This window comes from Allobosea sp. TAB14, assembly GCF_052113865.1.
In the GTDB taxonomy this organism is placed as follows: domain Bacteria; phylum Pseudomonadota; class Alphaproteobacteria; order Rhizobiales; family Beijerinckiaceae; genus Allobosea; species Allobosea spartocytisi.
The window spans coordinates 1-20,547 of sequence record NZ_JBFRDQ010000063.1; the positions used below are offsets into that span (position 1 = coordinate 1).

Annotated in this window: 16 protein-coding genes; 7 read left to right on the forward strand and 9 right to left on the reverse strand. The window is 66.8% G+C overall.

Features of this window, described 5'->3' with window-relative positions:
- Window positions 1-116 precede the first annotated feature (116 nt).
- A complete protein-coding gene (locus AB4Y99_RS11705) occupies window positions 117-1,643 on the reverse strand; it encodes an ABC transporter substrate-binding protein (protein WP_441523430.1) in 1,527 nt (508 codons plus the stop codon).
- 113 nt (window positions 1,644-1,756) lie between these two features.
- Between AB4Y99_RS11705 and AB4Y99_RS11710 the strand changes: the two genes are divergently transcribed.
- Window positions 1,757-2,635, forward strand: a complete 879-nt coding sequence (locus tag AB4Y99_RS11710; RefSeq protein WP_441523431.1) for a LysR family transcriptional regulator — start codon at window positions 1,757-1,759, stop codon at window positions 2,633-2,635.
- Window positions 2,632-3,534, forward strand: a complete 903-nt coding sequence (locus AB4Y99_RS11715) for a LysR family transcriptional regulator (RefSeq protein WP_441523432.1) — start codon at window positions 2,632-2,634, stop codon at window positions 3,532-3,534. Before AB4Y99_RS11710 ends, AB4Y99_RS11715 begins: the two co-directional genes overlap by 4 nt.
- Here AB4Y99_RS11715 and AB4Y99_RS11720 read toward each other — a convergent pair.
- The 8 genes from AB4Y99_RS11720 to AB4Y99_RS11755 form a co-directional block, all read right to left on the reverse strand.
- On the reverse strand, window positions 3,432-4,265 hold the full coding sequence (locus tag AB4Y99_RS11720; RefSeq protein WP_441523433.1) for an alpha/beta hydrolase: 834 nt from the start codon (window positions 4,263-4,265) through the stop codon (window positions 3,432-3,434). The two genes, AB4Y99_RS11715 and AB4Y99_RS11720, sit on opposite strands and share 103 nt — an antisense overlap.
- Before the next feature lie 2 nt (window positions 4,266-4,267).
- Window positions 4,268-6,253: a Fe(3+)-hydroxamate ABC transporter permease FhuB gene (gene fhuB, locus AB4Y99_RS11725; protein ID WP_441523434.1), complete on the reverse strand. Its 1,986-nt coding sequence runs from the start codon at window positions 6,251-6,253 to the stop codon at window positions 4,268-4,270.
- A gap of 3 nt (window positions 6,254-6,256) precedes the next feature.
- The gene (locus AB4Y99_RS11730; protein ID WP_441523435.1) at window positions 6,257-7,129 is read right to left on the reverse strand and encodes an ABC transporter substrate-binding protein; all 873 of its coding nucleotides are present in this window, start codon (window positions 7,127-7,129) and stop codon (window positions 6,257-6,259) included.
- A gap of 7 nt (window positions 7,130-7,136) precedes the next feature.
- Window positions 7,137-9,545, reverse strand: coding sequence for a TonB-dependent siderophore receptor (locus tag AB4Y99_RS11735; RefSeq protein WP_441523436.1), 2,409 nt, complete (start codon window positions 9,543-9,545; stop codon window positions 7,137-7,139).
- 97 nt (window positions 9,546-9,642) lie between these two features.
- Window positions 9,643-10,563: a FecR family protein gene (locus AB4Y99_RS11740; protein ID WP_441523437.1), complete on the reverse strand. Its 921-nt coding sequence runs from the start codon at window positions 10,561-10,563 to the stop codon at window positions 9,643-9,645.
- 196 nt (window positions 10,564-10,759) lie between these two features.
- Complete coding sequence (locus AB4Y99_RS11745; protein WP_441523438.1) at window positions 10,760-11,260, reverse strand: RNA polymerase sigma factor; 501 nt, start codon at window positions 11,258-11,260, stop codon at window positions 10,760-10,762.
- A 91-nt stretch (window positions 11,261-11,351) separates the two neighbouring features.
- Entirely contained in the window at window positions 11,352-12,782 is a 1,431-nt protein-coding gene (locus AB4Y99_RS11750; protein ID WP_441523439.1) for an MFS transporter, read from the reverse strand.
- A 12-nt stretch (window positions 12,783-12,794) separates the two neighbouring features.
- Complete coding sequence (locus AB4Y99_RS11755; protein WP_441523440.1) at window positions 12,795-15,023, reverse strand: TonB-dependent receptor; 2,229 nt, start codon at window positions 15,021-15,023, stop codon at window positions 12,795-12,797.
- 255 nt (window positions 15,024-15,278) lie between these two features.
- Here AB4Y99_RS11755 and AB4Y99_RS11760 point away from each other — a divergent pair, with 255 nt between their 5' ends.
- From AB4Y99_RS11760 to AB4Y99_RS11780, 5 genes are all read left to right on the forward strand, one after another.
- Window positions 15,279-16,301, forward strand: a complete 1,023-nt coding sequence (locus AB4Y99_RS11760; RefSeq protein WP_441523441.1) for a helix-turn-helix transcriptional regulator — start codon at window positions 15,279-15,281, stop codon at window positions 16,299-16,301.
- Window positions 16,302-16,620: 319 nt separating this feature from the next.
- Window positions 16,621-17,757 (forward strand): ABC transporter substrate-binding protein, encoded by a 1,137-nt coding sequence (locus tag AB4Y99_RS11765; RefSeq protein ID WP_441523442.1) that lies wholly within the window; start codon window positions 16,621-16,623, stop codon window positions 17,755-17,757.
- A 14-nt stretch (window positions 17,758-17,771) separates the two neighbouring features.
- Window positions 17,772-18,833, forward strand: coding sequence for a FecCD family ABC transporter permease (locus tag AB4Y99_RS11770; protein WP_441523443.1), 1,062 nt, complete (start codon window positions 17,772-17,774; stop codon window positions 18,831-18,833).
- 2 nt (window positions 18,834-18,835) lie between these two features.
- Window positions 18,836-19,621, forward strand: coding sequence for an ABC transporter ATP-binding protein (locus tag AB4Y99_RS11775; RefSeq protein WP_038363260.1), 786 nt, complete (start codon window positions 18,836-18,838; stop codon window positions 19,619-19,621).
- Window positions 19,622-19,624: 3 nt separating this feature from the next.
- Window positions 19,625-20,413: a class I SAM-dependent methyltransferase gene (locus AB4Y99_RS11780; protein WP_113252034.1), complete on the forward strand. Its 789-nt coding sequence runs from the start codon at window positions 19,625-19,627 to the stop codon at window positions 20,411-20,413.
- Window positions 20,414-20,547: the final 134 nt, after the last annotated feature.

Sequence of the window (20,547 nt, forward strand, 5' to 3'; positions counted from 1 at the left end):
GCAGCAGGAAACAGGCCAGAGTGATGCCGAAGAGGACCGGCACCAGCTGGGCGAGACGCTTGACGATGTAGATCAGCATGGCGGTGCGTGAGGAAGGGCGCGGCAGCGCCCATCCGTCACTTCAGCTTGACGTCCTCGAGGCGGAAGTTCGAGGTCGGCAGCACCTCGAAGCCCTCGACATTGTTGCGATAAGCATAGGAGGTGCCCGGGTAGAACAGGAAGACCGAGGGTGCGCCGTCATGGGCGAGCTTGATGATCTCCTGGAACATCTTGCCCCGCTCCGGCCCGTCGGCCGTCACGCGCTCCTTCTCGTAGAGCTCGTTGACGCGCTCGTTCTTCCATTCGGTGTGATAGGCGTTGGCGCGCTCGGGATTGACGAGGAGGAAGCCGACGAGCTGGTCCGGATCGATCGTGTCACTCGTTGCATAGGCGACGGCCATCTCGTAGTCGCCGGATTTCGTCGTGGTCCAGTGCGTGCCGCCTTCGACGAGGCGGATATCGGCGGTGACGCCGATCTGCTTCAGCGCCGCCTGCAGGGCCTGGCCGAGCTGGCGATGCAGCGGGCGGCCGGAATCGACGAGGAGCGAGGTCTTGAAACCATCCTTGTAGCCGGCTTCCGTCAGCAAGGCCTTAGCTTTGGCGATGTCATGCGCGTAGGGCTTCAGGTCCGGATCGGCATAGGCCATCGGCGGCATCGGTGAGTTCGAGACCTTGCCCGTGCCGTAGAGCAGCGCCTTGAGCAATCCCTCTTTGTCGACGGCATAGTTCAAGGCCTGCCGGACGCGCAGGTCGTCGAAGGGCTTCTTCTTCGTATTCATCAGCACGAAATCCGTGCGGAAGACGTTGGCGACGGCCGTCTTGATCTTGCCGTCGCGTCCCAGTGCCTGGAGCTGGTTCAGCGGAATGTCGATCGCGGCATCGACCTCTCCCGCCTGCAGCTTGAGCACGCGGCTGTTGCCCTCAGGGATGACCATCAGCTCGGCGCCGTCGAGATCGGGCTTGCCGACCTGCCAGTAGTTCGCGTTCTTCTTGAGAGACAGGCCCTGTCCCTTGTTCCAGGCCGCGACGGTGAAGGGGCCGCTGCCGATCGGTTTGTCGAAGAACTTGTCGCCCGCCGCCTCGAAGGCCTTCTGCGGCAGGATCGCCGAGGAGAACAGGGCAAGGTTGTTGAGGAGCGGCGTGAACACCTTCTTGAGCTTGAGCACGACGGTGCGATCGTCCGGCGTGTCGATGGTCTCTATGCCGGAGAAGAAGCGCTTCCAGCTCGAGGCATCGCTGCCGGCGCGCTTCAGCGAGAAGGCGACATCGGCGGCCGTCACTGGAGTTCCATCGGAGAACTTCGCCTCGCGCAGCTTGAAGCTGTAGGTCATGCCGTCATCGCTGACCTTCCAGCTCTCGGCGAGGCCGGGCTCGAGCTTCGTGGCATCCTTACTGGGCCGCAGCAACGTGTCGAAGATCAGGAGCTGCGCGTAGATCGAAGCGTTGTCGCTGGTCGCGATCGGGTCGAGCGAGACGAGATCCTGAGTCTGCGCCAATCTGAGAATGCCCTTGGCGAAAGCTGCGGACGGCGCGGTCACGAGCGCCGGGGCGCCGATGGCAAGCGCCAGCGCGCCGGCCGAAATCATCGAGCGAAGCTTGGTCATACCGATCCCCTGATTCATTGGCCGCGCCACGGCGACGACTTGCATCCTTCCATGAGGGGATCTAGTCCTTCCAATGAAACATTCGGCAAGTTCATCGACCATTTGGAATAGTCATGAAGCTGGGCTCGTTGCGTGCGATCGATGCCTTCATCCGGCTCGGCGGAACGGGCGAGGCGGCGCAAGGCCTCGGCATCAGCCAATCGGCGGTGATCAAGACATTGCGCCAAGCCGAGGAAGAGCTCGATCTCAGCCTGGCCACGACCATCCAGGGCCGCTTGGTGCCGACTCCAGAGGCTCAGTCACTCGTCCGGCAGGCTCAGCCACTCTTCGGCGCGCTGAGGCGCGCCCATCATGAAGCGGACATGATCCGGGTTGGCATGGTCAATCGGCTGAGGGTGGCGACCGTTCCCGGCCTCGCCCACAGCATCCTGCCGCCGGCCATTACCCATACGCGGCGAGCGCTCGATGAATCCGCAGCGGTGGAGATCATGTTCGACCATGTGCGGGAGCATCTCGCCACGGGCGAGGCCGATCTGGGGATTTCCTACGGTCCCATGAGGGCGGACGACATCGCGGACGTGGCGCTGGGACAAAGCCCTCTAGTCTGCGTGCTCTCGCGCGATCATCACCTGGCCCGGCGAACGGAACTCAGCAGGGGCGACATCGAGGGCGAGCGCCTGATCAGCTATGGACCGGACGGCGTCAGCGCGTCCGACAGTTTTCAGGAGGCCCTGACGAGCGCAGGCCTGTCCGAGCGGGTCGCCATCACCGTTCGCCACACCGATACCGCCTGCCATCTCGCTCGCGAGCGCGTCGGCATCGCCCTGGTCGACGGGTTCGTCATCAGCAGCAATCTGGTTGAAGGCCTCGCCGCCCTGCCGCTGGAGCAAAGTCCTCTGGTGACGGCCTATGCCCATCATCGCCGGCACTCGCCTCTCGATCGCGCAGCCCGATTGCTCCTAGCGCAACTGCAGGAGCGATCCGGGCCATGAAGGCATTCACGCCCGCCCATGCCGCGGTCCTTCGTGCCGTTCATCGCTTCGGCACGACCGTCGAAGCGGCCCATCGGCTCCACCTCACGCAGTCGGCCATCAGCAAGATCATCGCGCGCAGCGAAGCCAGCCTTGGCGTCGCCGTCTTCGAGCGCAGGGAGGGGCGCCTGCTGCTGCGTCCCGAGGCCAGCGCCCTGATGACTGCGCTCGACTCGGTCGATCAGGAATGGCGTGAATTGCGCGCCGCCGCGACGCGGTTGCGGGCTGGCCGGGAAACGCCGCTGCGCATCGCCTCGACGCCGAGCATCGGCCACGGACTCATCGCCCGCGCCTTGCGCCGCCTGACGGACGAATATCCGCAAGCGCGCGTCGAGCTGATCATGGGCGACGCACCGACGGAGCTTTCCGCGGGAACGGCCGATATCGGCCTGATGTTCTCCCCGCGCGTGACCGACGACATCACGCTGACACCCCTGGCCGGCGGCGAGATCATCGCGCTGGTGCGAGAGGATGATCCTCTGGCGAAGCGGCGCGTCGTCAGCCTGCATGATCTGAAAGCACGGCGCATGATCTGCTTCGATCGCGAGAAGTCGCCGCTCGGCTGGCTGATTGCGCAGTGCTACGAGAAAGAGGGGCTCGAATATGCCCCGTTCATGACCGTTCCCTACAGCATTTCAGCCGCTCATCTTCTGGCGGAGCCTGGGGATGTGACGCTGATCGACAGCCTTCTGACGCAAGCGCAGCGTTTCGATGGGTTGGCTCAGCTCGATGAGGCGCAGTTCTCCGAAGGCAAAGGTCACGGCCCGAAGGCGAAACGGATCGCGCGATTGATCGCGACCGGCAGGACGGACATATGCGTCTCGCCCTCGAAGACCGCGAATTCCACCGGCTTTCCGTAACCGCGCAGGCGCTCCGCCATCTCCCGGGTCTCGTCCACCGTCCGCGCCTCCTCCAGACGCCCGCGCCGCTCGCTCTCGTCAGGGGCTCCGATCTGGAAGGGCGCAAGGGCCTGCTCGTATTCTCCGACGCCGAGGAAGACACGGACGGCTTCCGCCGGCGCGGCGGCGAAGCGCAACACATTGTGCTGTTCCCACCAGATCGCCGGGCTGATGGCGATCCAGTCGCGAAAGGCGGCGGGACGCGTGAACAGCGCGTAGAGGACAAAGAGTCCGCCGAAAGAATGGCCGAAAATGGCCTGATGCGCCGCATCGATGCGCGTCCGCGTCGCGACCAGCGGCTTCAGCTCCTCCTCGATGAAGGTCAGGAACGCCTCGGCGCCACCCGTGCGCACATCGGGCCCCCCCGCCGCGTGTGGCGGATAGATCTGGCCGGGTGGCGGGCCATAATCCCAGGAGCGGCGCACGCTGTCATAGGCGCCTTCGGTCGGATAGCCGATGCCGACGACGACGGCATCCCGGATGCCCGTGCCGAGCGGATAGGCCGCCTGGACGCGCAAGGCCTCCACCGCCGTGGCGATGACCGCATTGGCGTCGAGGAGATAGAGGACGGGCCAGCCCGAGGCCGGCAGCGTTCCCGGCGGAATCCGCAGGAAGATCCGGTAAGGCGCGCCCCCTGCCTGCGGCGTGAGATCGAACCGGACGGTCTCGGGAACCGGCAAAACCGCATCCATGGTCATTTCCTCGCGAGCAGGGCGATGAGGACCGGGCCGCCGATCAGCGTCGCGATCAGCCCGGCCGGCATTTGCCAGGGAAAGGCGGCGACGCGGCCGAGCCAATCCGCCGCCACCATCACGAGAGCCCCGGCGAGAGCCGAGGCCGCGAGCTGCGATGCGGCACGCTGGAGACCGAGCAGCCTGGCGAGATGCGGTGTCATCAGGCCGACGAAGGTCAAAGGACCGATGACGAGCGTCCCGGCCGCCGTCAGCGCCGCGCTCAGCAGCAGCAGGAAAAGCCTGACGAGAGGCAGCGTCAGACCCAGCGATCGGCCAGCCGCATCGCCGAGACCGACGAGTTCGAGCCAGCGCAGCAGCAACGGCACCGATGCGAGGAGGAGGATGGCCGTCGCGGCGGCCCAGACCATCTGCACCTCGTCCACGGCATAGGTCGAGCCGGTCATCCAGCTCATCAGCAGCATGGCGCGGGGATCGCCCCCGGCCAGCAGGGCGCCGACGACCGCATCGAGCATGGCGCCGAGCGCGATGCCGGCGAGCAGAATCCGCTCCGGCGAGAAGCCCGTTTTGCGACCGAGCACGAGGATGAGCCCGAGGATCGCGGCCGCACCGGCCGTCGCCGCGAATAATTGCTGGTGGCGACCGACAGCGGGCAGGACGAACAGCGCCACGATCAGGCCGAAGGCGGCTCCGGAACTGATTCCGAGGACCTCGGGGCTCGCCATCGGATTGCGCAGAAGGCGCTGGAGGATCGCTCCGGCCACACCGAGCATGGCGCCCGCAGCAAGGGCCGCGACGACCCCGGGAAAGCGCCACGGCAGCAGCGCCGCCAACCCATCTCCCCACGCGAAGGACCAGCCGCCCGACGGGGTGCGTCCAAATGTCAAAGCGAGGGCCAGGACAGCGGTCAGGGCCAGGCCGAGCCCGGCCAGCACGAGGGCAGCGCTGCGGGCTCGCGGCTCGCTTCGCGGAGCGTTGCTGGCCTGCGCGAATGTCGTGCGCAGCCGCGGCAGCATCCAGAGCAGCACCGGCGCTCCGAACAGGGCCGTGATCGCACCGGTCGGCAAGGTGGTGCCGGCACCGAGCTGGAGAACCGCCTGGTCGGTCAGCCAGAGCAGGGCAGCGCCGATGATCGGCGCCCAGAGCATCTGCTGGTCGATCCGCCGCGCACCGCCGAGCCGCGCGAGCGCCGGCGCGATCAGGCCGATGAAGCCGATGACCCCGACGAGACTGACCACGACGGTGCTGAGAGCAACCGCGACGCCAAGCGCGCCGAGCCGCGCGAACAGCAGCGACAGGCCGAGGCCGCGCACGCCGTCATCGTTCAGCGCCAGCAGGGCAAGAGGCCGGAGCAGCAACACCGCCAGCCCGGCCAGGACGACGAGGCGCAAGGCCAGCGCCAGCGCGACATCCCAGCCCTGCTGTGCCAGCGAGCCGTTGCCCCACAGGAAGAGCCCCTGCAGATCATGCTCCTTGAACAGCAGCAGCAATGCCGACAGCGCGCCACAATAGAGGCCGAGCACCAGCCCGCCCAGCACCAGCGCCAGCGGCGAGAGCCCGCGGCGCCAGGCCAGCGCGATCGTCGCCGCCATCGCCAGCGCGCCCCCGGCGAAGGCGATGCCGTCTCGCCCGACGGAGGAGAGCAGCGGCGCGCCCATCACCGTCGCGAGGCCGAGCGCCAGCTTGGCGCCGGCGGCGACGCCCAGCGTCATCGGGCTCGCCAACGGGTTGCGCAGCACCTGCTGGAAGATGGTGCCGGCGAGCCCCAGCGCCGCGCCGCAGAGCAGGCTGACCGCCATCCGCGGCAGCAGCGATTGCTGCAGGACCAGGATGTTGATGTCACCGCCGGCATCGGCCTTGAGCAAGGCCGGCCATTGCGGCGGCGGCAGGCGGACCGCCAGCGTCCAAAGCGACAGGGCGAAGGCGGCAGTGAGCAGCGGCAGCGCCAGCCGCCAGGGGCGCATCGGCGAGGAATCGGCGGAGATCATCGTTCAGCCGCGCTCCGCGAGGAGATCGCCGACGAGCCGCGCGAAGCGCAGGGCCGAGGGCACGCAGCCGAACATCAGCACCGGCGGCAAGCCATGGACGCGGCCGCTGCGAACGAAGGACAGCGACCGCCAGATCGGATTGCGCGCCAGGGAAGGCAGGACCGCGGGAGGAACGGGATCGAAATAGACCAGCAGGGCGTCCTTCCCTGTCTGGAGCGCCTCGATCCCGACCGTGGCGAAACCCCAGTCATTCGTCGGGCCCAGCCAGGCATTGGCAAGGCCGATGCGGTGGAGCGTGTCATCGAACAGGCTCTTGGCGCCATAGACGCGCACATGGCGCTCGTCCATGAAGTTAACGAGATAGACCGGCGGCAGCGCGCGGTCGGCGAGCCTGTCGCGGATCTGCTCGAAGCAGCCATCCGCTTCCGCGAGGAAGCGCACCGCGGCGGCTGGGTCCCCGATCATCTCGCCGAGCCGGCGCGCCGCCGCCCCGGCCAGCGCGAGGGGACGGCCTTCCGGCGCGTAGATCGGCAGCGAGATGACCGGCGCGATCCGCTCCAGCCGGTGATGGATTCCGGCGAGGTAGGGCGTGCTCAGGATGGCATCGGGCCGCAGCACCTGCAGCACTTCGAGATTGGGCTCGCGGCTGGCGCCCAGATTGACGGTATCGGCCGGCAAGGCCGGCTCGACGACCCACCGGTTCCAATCCTGGGTCGCGACCAGCGCGACCGGCGGACAGCCGAGGCGGATCAGCGTCTCGGCGAGCCCATAGTCCAGCGACGCCAGCCGGCGATCGGGCGGGGCTGCGCGAACGGCCGGCGAGAATACCGCCGACGCGCCGGCCAGCAGCAGCGAGCGCCGGTCGAGCGACACCACCCTGCCCTCACCAGCGATAGGTCAAGGTGCCGATGACCGTGCGCCCCTGGCTCAGATAGCAATAGCCGGCATTGCAGACGCTGACCTGCTTGTCGGTGATGTTGTTGGCGGCGACGGAGGCGCTCAGCCCCGCGAGCTGCCGGTTCGCCTTGCCGAAATCGTAACGGAGCACCGCGTCGAACAGGGTGTAGGCATCGTTCTTCGCCGTATTGTCGTTGGCGGTCCAGGTCTCGCCGACATAGCGGACGCCGACGCCGGCGCCCAGGCCGGCGAACGGACCGGCCTGCAGATTATAGTTCAGCCAGAGCGAGGCCGTATGCCGGGGCGTCACGGCCGGCGTGCGGCCATATTCGCTGGCCACCGTCGTCCTGGTGATCTCGGCGTCCGAGAATGTGTAGGAGGCCGCGAGATCGAGCCCTTCGAACAGGCGCGCCTTTCCTTCCAGCTCGACGCCCCGCACCGTCACCTCGCCGACCGAAACGTAATAGGGCAGCCCGGCGACATAGCCGCCGAGCTTCGGCGCATTCTTTTCCTTGAGCTGGTAGGCCGAGGCGGTGAGCGAGATCGCGCCATTGGCGGGCTGGTACTTCAGCCCCGCCTCGATCTGCTCGCCCTCGGACGGCTCGAGCACCGCGCCGTTGGCGCCCTGGCTCGTGACCGGCTGGAACGAGGTCGCATAGCTGACATAGGGCGCCAGGCCGTTGTCGAAGAGATAGAGCAGGCCGGCACTGTAGGTGAAGGCGTCGTTCCGGTTGGCCGCCGTCACCGTGTTCGCGATCTGATTGCTCTCGTTGCGGTCGGTCCAGTCCTTGCGGGCGCTGAGGGCGATGCGCCAGTTGCCGAGGCTGATCTGGTCCTGGACGTAGAGGCCGAGCTGTTCGAGCTGCGAGCGCGTCCGGATCGTATAGGCCGGCGTCGGCCCCGAGAAGCCGTAGACCGGGTTCGCGATATCGAACCGGTAGGCCGGAAGCGTGGGACCGAAGCCCAGGCCGAAATGCCAGAGATTATAGTCGTAGTTCAGGCCCAGCAGCAGCTTGTGGGCGGCCGGCCCCGTGCGGAAATTCGCCTCGAGATTGTTGTCGATCTGGAAGCTCGTCAGCCTATCGCCCACCGAAACCGCGCCGCGGTCGTAGATCGTCGTCGTGGCATTGGCGAAGCTGCCGCTCAAATAGCGCGACTCGGCCTCGATCTGACTGTAGCGGGCCTTCTGGCGGAAGGTCAGGATGTCGTTGAACTTGTGTTCGAACTCATAGCCGATCTGGCCCTGCTTCTGCTTGAGATGGTCGTAATGCGGATCGCTGCCGCGCAGCTTCAGCACCTGGCCGTTCCGGTTGATCCCCGCGGCGCTCGCATCGGTCTCGTCCTGTTGGTAGAGCGCTGAGAGGGTCAGCGAGGTCGCCCCATTCGGCCGCCAGGTGAAGGACGGCGCGATCATGAAGCGCTGGTCGGCGATGTCGAAATTGGTGTCGCCGAGGCGCCCGAGCCCGACGACGCGGTAAAGCATGGTCTTCTCGGGATCGATGGGCCCACCGAAATCGAAGGCCGTCTGGGCACGGCCGAAGGTGCCGATCTGCGCCTGGACTTCGCGGAAGGTGTAGTCCGTCGGCAGCTTCGAGCGCCGGTCGACAAGGCCGCCGGGCACGCTCTGGCCGTAGAGCACCGCGGCCGGGCCCTTGATCACCTCGATGCGTTCGAGCTGGTAGGGCTCGGTGCGGAAGGTGGTAAAGCCGGCCGGGAACTGCTTCAGCCCGTCACGGAAGTCGCCCAGCGTGGTCATCGGGAAGCCGCGGACATAGATCTGGTCGAAACGAGGGTCGAAGCCATAGGCGCCCGTCGTCACGCCGGCGGTGTAGCGCAGCGCTTCCGGCACCGTGGTCGCGCCGCGATCGTCCATTTCCTGCCGGGTCACGACGCTGATCGAACGTGGCGTCTCGATCAGAGGCGTCGATGTCTTCGTCCCCGCCGTGCTGCTGCGCGCGACATAGCCGGTCGTCTCGCCCTGCCCCTGGACCTCGACCGTATCGAGCGCGATCGTCCCCTCCGGCACGGCCGGGGTTGCTCCGCCCGAGGCCCAGGCGATCGTCACGCTGGCGGGCCCCGAGAAGCGATAGCTCAGCCCCGTCCCCGCCAGCAGCCGCGACAGGCCCTGCTGGATGCTGTGGCGACCGGAGAGGCCGGGGCTGGAACGCCCGCGCGCAACGTCTCCGCTATAGACGAGCTGGATCTGCGCTGCGTCGGCGAAGCGGTTCAGCGCGGCCGCCAGCGAGCCCGGCGGGATCGCGAAGGTGCGGATCTGCGCGCTCTCGGACGGCCGGGCCTGCGCGAATGACGGCGACGATGCGGCAGCCGCCAGCACGGCCGCGACGCTCGCGCTCCACATCAGCGCGGCGATCCGCCCCTTCTTCGACCCAGCCATTCCGCTCTCCGCTTCGACATCCGGCGGGCCCCTCGAGGCCCCTCTGCCGCTATGACGAAGGCGTTCGCGAAATGAGGAGGTCGATCGCCGAATTTTTTCAGCGATGGAGCAGAACGAGATAATCCGTCAGGCGCGTCGAGCGCAGGCCGAGCGATGTCTGCACCAGATCGAGGGCATGGAGCGGGTCCCTCGTCTCGAAAACCCCGTTGACGCGCTGGCGGCGGATCCCCGGGTCGACGATGCGGATGTAACCGCGGTGGTAGCGGTTGAGCTCGTCGATGACCTCGCCCAGCGGCTTGTCGATGAAGATCAGCTTGCCCCGGCGCCAGGCCGTCCGCGCATCGGCATCGACGGTCTCGATCGCATCGAGCTTCGTGGACGAGAACCGCACGCTCTGCCCGGATGCGAGGGTGGCGGCTTGTCCCGCCTCCACGCCCGGCTCGACCGCGACGCGGCTCTCCAGCACGGTGACCACGGTCTCATTCGCGTCCTGCCGCACCGAAAATACGGTGCCGCGTGCCGTCGCACTGCCCGAAGCCGTCTCGACCACGAAGGGGCGTCCCGGATCCTTCGCGACCGTGAACAGCGCCTCGCCACCGACGATCCGGATGCGGCGCTCGCGCCCGTCATACCGGATCTGGATGGCCGTATCGGTGTTGAGATCCACCCGCGAGCCATCGGCCAGGACGATCTCCTCGGTCTCCCCGACGCCGGTGGCGGCATCGGCACCGAGATGGCGCCACCAGGAACTGTTCAGGACGGCGAGCGCGAGCATCGCCGCGAGAGCCGCGCCCGGCACCGCATGGCGCAGATAGCGGCGCGCCGACTGCATGGAAGGGCGCTCGATCCGCGAAAGGGCCGACCAGGTTCCCGCGATGTCCGCATAGGCCGAGCGGTGGCCCGGCTCCGACAGCCAGCGCTGGAATTCCGCCTCTGCTTCCGGCGCCAGCGGACCGGCATCGCGACGAAAATACCAGGCCGCCGCCTCGCTTCTGATTGTCTCGTCGGCGTCCGCCATTCGGCTCGTCCTGCCTCGCCCGCTCCCTGCACCCTGTCCATGAGACGTCGGGCTGCGGAAAAACAGGAGCTTAGAGCATTTTCAAGCGCGGCGGTCACGGGCTCGCGCGGATAAAATGCGATAAAACAAGGGGATAGCGAACTTTCGCGATTTGAGAAAACGCGGAAACGCTCCCAAGGCGGAATGTCGTTTCCGGTCAATCGTGCTCGCGCAGGCGTCGGGCGCAATGCAGGGCGGCGGCGCGCAGATGCTTCTCGACCATGTTGCGCGAGATGCCCATCCGCCGTGCAATCTCATCCTGCGTAAGCTCGTCGAAACGCCGCAGGACGAAGCACTCGCGACAACGCGGCGGCAATTCCTCGACAGCCCGCGAAAGGATTGCCAGGCGCTCCCGCCAGATCAATGCGCTTTCGGCATCGGCGGAACCATCGACCGGCTCGATCTCGCCCAACGGCTCGCAAGCCTGTCGCCCGCGCCGGCGCTGGTGGTCGACGACGAGATTGGCGAGAATCCGATAAAGAAAGGCGCGCGGGCTGACGATCGACTGCGTCCGGGCGTTGGCATAGCGCAGGCAGGCTTCCTGCACGAGATCGTCCGCCACATGCTCGCCGCCGAGCTTGCGGCGCGCGAAGCGCAGAAGCTCGCCGTAGCAGGCCTCGATCAGCCGGGACGCGGGCGTGGAAGCGGCCGAACTCATGAATCCCGATTGCACGATCAACAGCACGAGTGATGTTCCGCTGCATAGGGCATCGAAATTAAAGCTGCAATATCAATGTTTTATATCGATTCTAGACTACTGACGGCGATGGCAGGCGACGCTCCCGCCCGAAACGGACGATCATCCGCACCGTCGCGATGACGGCGATCGCGGAAATCGCGGTAGCGATGGCGAACAGCCAGCCATAGCCCAGCGCGTCCGCCAGTCTGCCCGCCAGCATCGAGCCGGCGAGATAGACCAGGAGCTGCGCGCAGGAGAGGATGGTGAAATCGGTGCCTGGCTGCTCGGAGGTCGTCACCGACATGAACAGCGAATAAAGCGCGACGATCTCCATATAGCGGATCAGCGTCTGGAAACCGGCGGCGCCGAAGAGCGGCCAGGCTCCAACGACGACGCCGAACGCATGCGCCGTGAACAGCAGGAAGCACAGCGTCCGCATGCCGCCGAGCAAAGCGAGCACGACGGAGAGCCCGTGTCGCTTGACCATCCAGGCTGCCAGAGCCGAGCCGGCGAGCCCCGCCGTTGTCGCCGAAAGCCCGGAGAGATAGCCGATCTGGTCGAGCGGAATGCCGGCATCGACGAGATAGGCCCCCTCCATCGCCTTCACCAGCCCTTCGCTCGCGCGGTAGATCAGCGCGATCCAGAGGATCTGGCGCGCCTCGGGGCGCTTCAGGAAAGCGCGGATCGACGGTCGCGCGACGGCCTGCCCGGCCACGGGATCGTCCTCGCGCATCATCGCCGCGGCGACGAGCGGCAAGAGCGAGACCGCCGCGATGGTCACGAGCATCCCGGTCCAGCCGACATGGTGGTAGAGCACCAGCCCCAGCGTGCCGCCGATCACCACGCCGAAGGCGACCGAGCCGCCCTGGATGGCATTGCCGATCGGCCGATCCGCTTCCGGCAGATACTTTGCCGCATAACCATCCGTCGCGATATCCTGCGTCGAGATCAGCACGGAGGCGACGAAGCCGATCGCGACGATGGCGCTGACCTGCGTGGGCCCCACCGCGATCAGGGCCAGGATGGCGAGGATCGTCAGGCTTTGCGTGATGAAGACCCAGCCGGCCCGATGCGCCCGCGCGAAGGGGCGGATGCGGTCGATCCAGGGCGCCCAGAGGAACTTGATCACCAGCGGCAGCAGCAGGATGCTCATGGAGCCGATGGCGGTGCGCGAGACGCCGAGCTCGCGCATGATCGGCGGCAGCGCCGCGACGAAGAGATAGGACGGGATCGCCTGGGCCAGATAAAGCCCGCCGAGCACGGCGAAGAGGCGATAGCGGCCGCCCCTCGGTGCCGCATCGCTCTCCGCTGCCGCCGTTCCCGACTCGCCGGCCTGCGAGAGCGCCCGCCCGCCGCCGAAGATCGTGAGCAGCGTATAGGGCTCTTCGCGTTCGCCGATCGCGTGCAGCGCGTCGAGATAGGCGCGCTCGTCCCCCGCTCCATAGGGCGGCACGAAGCGCAGCGTCACCACCGCATCGGCGTCGATATCGAGGCTGACCATCGGCGCGCAGCCTCAAAAGGTCTTGCGGAAGCCGAGCGTGACGGTCCGGCCCCAGCTATAATTCGCCAGATTGCGGACCGAGGTCGCGGTCGGGTTCTGGTAGTTCCGGTCGAACAGGTTGTTCACCGCGACATAGGCCTCGCCCTCCCAGATCGGAGCGGTCAGCGCGGCATTCATCGTCGCCGCGCCCTTCAGCTTGTAGCGCGTGCCGCGCAGGTCGATGGCGACGTCGCGGTCCGAGAAGGCCTCGCCCTCGACCCTGAGCTGCATGCCGTTCACGAAGCGATAGCTGCCATAGAGCATGCCGCGCCAGGGCGAGCCGATGCGGTTGTTCGGCAGGTTGCTGTCGAGCTTGCCGTCGCCATTGGTGTCGTAGCGACCCTCGCGATAGGAGATCACCGTGCCCATCGTGAAGGCATCGGTGACGGTGACGTCGCCGGTCGCCTCGACGCCCCAGATCCGCTCCTTCTGCTGCGACATGGTGTTGGTGACGGAATCGAAGGTGACGCCGTCGTCGGAGGTGCTGATGAAGCCGGTCAACGAGCCCTTGAAGCGCTCATAGCTGCCGCGAATGCCGAGTTCGTAATTGTTCACGATCTGCGCCTTGGGCGCGATCGCGGCATAGCTGATCGTCTGCCGGCTGGCGGGCAGGCAGTTCGGCGCCTGCAACGGGCAGGCATAGAGCGTCGAGACGCCGGCGCGCCGCGTGAAGGCGCCGACATCGGGCAGCGCGAAGCCCTGCGAGAAGCCGCCGAAGATCTCGCTGGTCTCCGAGAGCTTGATCGTCGCGCCGATATTGGCGGTGAGCGCCGAATAGTCGAAATCGCCGCCGGTCACCTTGAGCGCAGGCAGGACGAAGGCCTGGTAGCCCTGAGCATTATTGGCAGCGACGGCGGCATAGGCGGCCGGGCGCGTATAGTCGCTGACCGAGAGCGAAAAATGCTCGTAGCGCAGGCCGCCGCGCAGCACGATACGCTCGCCGACCGGGATCTGGAGCTGGCCGAAGCCCGCCGCGGTCGTCTGCTTCAGCGGGGTGAAGACATCCTGCCCGCTGGTCAGCGTCTGCCAAGTCTTCTCCTGGATGAGGTCCCCGCCCCAGGTGAATTTCGCGCCTGGCAGGAGTCGGTCGAGCGGCGTGTCGATGGTGACGTTCACACCGCCGCGCTGCGAATGGAGCGTCGTCTGGTTGTCCGGGCTCGTCGGCGAGAGCGGGTTGAAGGAATAGTAGACCTGGGTGTTGTACGGATACGAGAAGGTCGAGAAATTGAAGCGCTTCTTGATGTCGTTGTAGTAGCCGAGCACGCTGAGCTTGCCGAGCGCGAAATCATCGTCGCTATAGCGCAGCGAGACGGTCTTCGTATCCTCCAGCACGCTCTGGCCGGCATAGGGCTTGGTCAGGTCCGGCCGCGCGAAGGGCGGGGCGTAGTTCGTCAGATATTTCGGGTCCTGGTCGAAGCCGATCCAGGAGGCGTTGAGTTCGACGCGCTTGCCCCCGGCGAAGTCGTAGCCGAGCTTGGCGAGCAGGTTGCCGGCCTTGTAGCGATCGCCACCGCCCTGCCCGAGCAGCCCGTCCGAGGGCAGTTCCCGCCCGGCGCCGTCATAGGTCCGGCCCGCCCCGCGGATCTGGCCTGAGAACAGGTAATCCACCCCTTCCGGCACCTTGCCCGAGACCGTCACCGAGGCTTCCGGCGCCAGCGAGCGGCCGATGTTCTGGGTGAAGGCGCGGATCGCCGTGTTGACCGTCACCCGCGGCTTGCCCTCGGCCGCCTTCCTGGTGATGAAGTTGACTGTGCCTCCGGTCGCCCCCGCGCCATAGAGGCTGGAGGCGCCGGCGACGACCTCGATGCGCTCGACCGTGTTGAGATCGATCAGCGAGAGGATGCGCGAGACGTCGCGCAGCGGCGTGTTCATCGGCACGCCGTCGATCATCACCAGCAGATCGCGGCCGCGATAGTTCTCCGAGGCGCTGGAGACCGTCTGCGTCGACATCGAATAGCCCGGCACCAGCTTGCCGAGCACAGCGGCGGCGTTCGGGCTGAACTGAAGCTGATCCTCGATCGCCTTGCGCTCGATCACCTGGATCGATTGCGGGGTCTCGGCCGTGCTGCGCTCGGCACGGGCAGCCGTCACCGTGATGGTGTCGAGATCGATCGTGGCCGGCGGCGGCGCCTGCTGTGCGAAGGCAGGCGATGCGACACAGAGCGCCAGGAGGCTGCTGGCAAGGGGAGCGAACTTGAACATCTCGGCACCTGTCGGTGAAGGTTCTCGGATCTGCGCCGCCGGGCAGCGCCATGAATCCGAAGTTGATCTAGTCTTCTGCGTGAACTCTGCCGGCTGTTTAGAAATAGAATAAACTGTGAAATCGCATCCTTATCACCGTCCATTCCGCGTAAGCGTGCAGCGATTGATCGAATGCTCTATCTTCCGCTACAGGATTTAATCTTGGACCTGTGCGAACGCCGTATAGGACGGAAGCGAACTGAAGCATCGAAGACGATGGATGTAGTCGCCACGACACAGCCCGAAGCCGCGGATGCCGGCGCCGGCGATGCCTTTTCACCGTTCTGGCTGATGTCGGACAGCATCGCGGAGGCAGAGGCGCGCGCGATCGCGCACAAGATTCTCGGGCGCGTTCTCGGGCGCCGCGATCTCCGCACCGAGCCGGCGCTGCCTTTCGGCGCGCGCTGCGTCCTGACCACCCGGCCGGATATCGGCCTGATGTCCTGTTTCGAGCCGGCGGCCCGCTGGCTTTGGCCCGTCGCAGGCGCTGTCGATCTACCGCGCTATGTGCTGGTCAGGCCGGCCGATGGCCGGGCCGTGATCGAGCAAGGCGAGCGCCGGCTGTCATTGCGTGCCCGCGAAGCGGCCATTCTCGACCTCGCCTGCGAGACGCGCTTCCGCCTGCCGCAGCTCGGGCGGATCGACCTCATCGCGCTCGACACCGGGCGGTTGCCCGCCCTGGCCTCGGCCGATGCGGCCGCGTTGATGCGCCCGATTCCGCGCGGCAATCGCGGCCTGCAGGTTCTCGCGCATTACGGTGCGTTGCTGCTGCGCGGATTGTTCCCGCTGAACTCGGCCGCGCTCCGGGATCTCGCGATCGGGCATATCCATGACCTGGTCGATGTCATGATGACGGATAGCAGCCCGCCCGGCACGCCCGCCACGGCGGACAAGCGGGCGGGACGGCTGATGGCGATCAAGGCGGATATCGAGGTCAGGCTGGAACGGCGCGACCTGAGCCTCGAGATGATCGCGGGACTTCACGGCGTGACGCCCCGCGCCATCCAGAAGTCCTTCGAGGCCGAAGGCAGGGCCTTCTCGGAATATGTTCTCGAACGCAGGCTGGAGCGCGCCTGGCTCAGGCTGGTCGCGGCGGACGAAGCCCGGCTCTCGATCAGCGGCGTCGCCTTCGAGGTCGGCTTCGGCGACCTGTCCTATTTCAACCGCAGCTTCCGCAAACGCTTCGGCTGCTCGCCATCGCAGGCGAAGGCTGGTGCGGCGCAGAGCGAGGTTCCGTAGCGAGGGCGCCAACGAGCGATGGCCCCAGTGGTCATCGCGGGCTTGACCGCGATCCATACCGGAGCGCTGCCGAAACGAGGCGCGGGCACGCCGTTGGGCGGCCTGCGTCCGTCTTGTCTCTCTCACATTTTGAATCCCGAGCGAGTATCGAGCGAGCCCGCTTCCTTTCGTCATGAGCAAAATCCGTCGACATCAAGAAACCGTGGAACGAATGCTTCATTCGATTGTATTTAGAGCAATTACAAACAAGAGAATTGCTTTGCGGAACTGTGACCGCCTGTGTTAGCGCGGGGCCGTCTTCACTGATGGATCCCCTCCCATGGCCGCTTCCCGCTGGTTCCGCCGCCTGACTTCGGCGCTCACGCTCGGCATGGCGCTCCTCGGTGCTGCCGCGGCCTGGGCGGAGACCATCGAGGTCACCGATCTCGCCGGCCGCGTCGTCAAGGTGACGCGCGACCCGCAGAAGATCGTCCTCAGCGAAGGCCGCCAGCTCTACACGTTGGCGATGCTCGACCGCGACGATCCGTTCAAGCGCGTCGTCGGCTGGGGCAACGACCTGATCGCCAACGATCCGGGCGCCTGGGCGAAATATCTGGCCAAGTTCCCCAAGGCCAAGGACGTGGCCGATATGGGCAACCCCTACGCGTCCGATGTCAGCATGGAGAAGATCGCCGCGCTCGGCACCGAGGTCTACATCCTCGACCTCTCCAACTATTTCAAGGCGCAGGAGACTGGCTTGCTGGGCAAGCTCGAGAAGGCTGGCATCGCCACGATCTTCGTCGATTTCCGCCAGGACCCGACCCAGAACGTGCTGCCGAGCGTCCAGTTGCTGGGCCGCGTGCTCGGCCGCGAGAAGGAGGCGAACGCCTTCGCCGACTACTTCCTGCAGCAGACCCGGCGCATCTATGCCCGCGTCGGCGCTGTTCCCGACAAGAAGAAGCCGCTGGTCTTCATCGAGCGCGCCGCCGGCCTGCTGCCCTGCTGCGCCACCTTCGGCGCCCTCAATTTCGGCCGCTTCATCGAGGAGGCCGGCGGGCGCAACTGGGGCAGCCAGTTCTTCACCGGCTTCCAGGGCGATGCGGCGCAGGAGAAGGTCCTTTCGGACAACCCCGACATCTACTTCCTGACCGGCGCCAACTGGTACGGCAGCAATCCGGGCAGCAGCGCCGTCAGCCTCGGCTATGACGCCACGCCCGAGAAGGTCCAGAAGGAGATCTCGGCCCTGATGAACCGGCCGGGCTTCCAGCAGCTCAAGGCCGTGCAGGGCAAGAAGGTGATGGCCTTCTACCACCAGTTCTACGATGCGCCCTATTACTTCGTCGCCGAGCTCGCCATGGCGAAGGAATTCTATCCCGATCTGTTCAAGGACGTCGATCCGGAAGCGGTGTTCAAGGAATTCCACGAGAAATTCCTGCCGATCTCCTATTCCGGCCTGTTCTGGGCGAAGCTGCAGTGAAGAGGTAAGCGGCGATGGCCGCCGTCATGCCCGCCACAGTGCCTGCCGCCGCGGATTATCGCAGGCGCAATGCGCGCCGCCTGCAGCTCGTCCTGTTCGGGTTGCTGGCGCTGACCTTCGCGCTGGCGCTCGACGTCTCGATCGGCCCGGGCAATCTGCCGCTCGCCGACGTGCTGCGGACATTGCTCGACCCGCAATCGGTGACGCCACGCCTCTCCGTCATCGTCTGGGATCTGCGCCTGCCGATCGCGCTGATGGCGCTCGCCGTCGGCGCCATGCTGGGCCTGAGCGGCGCCGGCATGCAGACGATCCTCTCCAACCCGCTGGCCGACCCGTTCACGCTCGGCGTCTCCGCAGCCGCCACCGTCGGCGCCTCCGTCGCGATCGTCTTCGGCTGGAGCATCGTGCCGGGCGCCGGCCCCTTCATCGTGACGGCGAACGCCTTCGTCTTCGCGCTCGGGGCCTCGCTCATCCTGTTCTTCATGACCAAGCTGCGCGGCGTCAGCGCCGAGACCATGATCCTGGTCGGCATCGCCCTGCTCTTCACCTGCAACGCCATCACCGCCCTGCTGCAATATCGCTCGAACGAGGTGCAGCTCACCCAGATCGTGTTCTGGTCCCTGGGCAGCCTCGCCCGCGCGACCTGGACCAAGGTCGGCGTCGCCGCGCTGCTGATCGCGCTCGCCCTGCCCTTTTTTCTGATGCGCGGCTGGGCGCTGACCGCGCTCCGGCTCGGCGACGAGCGAGCCGAGAGCCTCGGCATCCGCGTCGATCGCTTACGCCTGGAAATCCTGATCGCCACCTCGCTGCTCGCGGCGGTTTCCGTCTCCTTCGTCGGCGGCATCGGCTTCATCGGGCTCGTCGGCCCTCACATCGCCCGGCTCCTGGTCGGCGAGGATCAGCGCTTCTTCCTGCCGGTCGCGACGCTGGCGAGCGCCACCCTGCTTTCGCTCGCGTCCAGCCTCTCGAAGGCGATCACGCCCGGCGTCATCTATCCGATCGGCATCATCACGGCGCTGATCGGCGTGCCCTTCTTCTTCAGCCTGGTCATGTCGATCCGCAGCAGGGGAGCCTGAGCATGGCGCTTGCGATCCGCGATCTCTCCTTCCGCTACGGCGCGGTGCCCGTGCTGGAGCGGCTTTCCACCGGCGCATTGCCGCGCGGCGAGCTCACGGCGCTGGTCGGCCCCAACGGCGCCGGCAAGTCGACGCTGTTCCGCTGCGCCGCCGGGCTGCTCAAGCCCCAGCTCGGTTCCGCCACCCTCGACGGCGCCGATCTCGCCCCTCTGACGAGCCGTGAGCGGGCGCGCAAGATCTTCTACCTGTCGCAGGATACGCAGGCGCGCGTCGCACTCTCGGTCTTCGACATCATCCTGCTCGCCCGCAAGAGCCTGCATCGCGGCTTCGCGCTGGCAGCTTCCGCGGACGACATGCGCGCGGTCGAGGCGGTGATCGCCGAGCTCGGCCTGGGCCCCTTCGCCTCGCGCGATATCGGCACGCTCTCCGGCGGCCAGCGCCAGCTCGCCGCCATCGGCCAGGCGCTGGTGCGCGAGCCCGACGTGCTGCTGCTCGACGAGCCGACCAGCGCGCTCGACGTGCGCCGCCAGCTCGACGTGATGGCGACGATCCGCGAGGCGACGCGCCGGCGCCATATCGTCACGATCACCGCCATCCACGACCTCTCTCTGGCGGCGCGCTTCGCCGACCGGGTGCTGGTCATGAATGAGGGGCGCATCGCACAGGCCGGCCCCCCGGCCGAGGTGCTTGCCCACTCCGCCGTTTCCGAGACATATGCGGTCGGCGTGCATCTCGAACGCTCGGCACGCGGCACGCTTCTGGTCGAGCCCTATATCCAGGTCGATTGAGCCATGTCAGCCCCCACCCCGCAGGACAATTTCTCCCTCAAGGAAGAGATCCGGGCCTATTGGTCGGCGCGGGCCGAGAGCTTCGACCTCTCCTACGGCCATGCGATCAAGTCAGACCGTGAGCTTGCCGCCTTCCAGCGCCTGATCCGCGATTCCTTCGGATCCGCGCCGCTCGACGTGCTCGACCTCGCCTGCGGCACCGGCGAGATCACGCGCGCCTTGCTGTCGCTCGGCCACCGCGTCACGGCGCTCGATTTCTCCGAGGCGATGATCGCGCGCGCCCGCGCCAAGCACGGCAATGCCGCGCGCATCCTGCTCGGCGACGCCGAAAGGCTGCTCGACGACGAGGCGAGCTATGACGCGCTGATCACGCGTCATCTCGTCTGGACGCTGACCGATCCCGAGGCCGCCTTCGCCGAATGGTTCCGCGTGCTGAAGCCCGGCGGCCGGCTCCTGGTCATCGACGGCGACTGGGTCAACCGCACCCGCTGGCAGGCTCTCGTCAACCGCTTCGGCACCTGGCTGCGCGAGCGTCGCGGCGCGGCCGTGCACCAGATCGACGCCGACACTCACGCCTCGATCACCAGCCGCTTCTATTTCAGGGACGGACTCGGACGGGAGCGTCTGGAAGCCATGCTGACGGCCGCCGGCTTCACCGGGATCACGCCGGCCGACTACCATCAGGTCGTGCGCGAGCAGCAGCGGGCAGCCCCGCTGCACGACGCGATCCGCCTGGCTTCCTCGACCCGCTTCGCGCTGGTCGCACGCAAGCCCGGCGGCGCGGCGCGGTAACGGCCACCGGTCCGCGCGGCGCATAAACAAGTCGGACCTCGCAACAGGGTGGGGTTTGCTCTATCGGTTTAAATGTTTCGCAATGGCGCCGCCCCCATAAATGGGGCGAATCTCGCTGCCTGATCCAGAGTCGC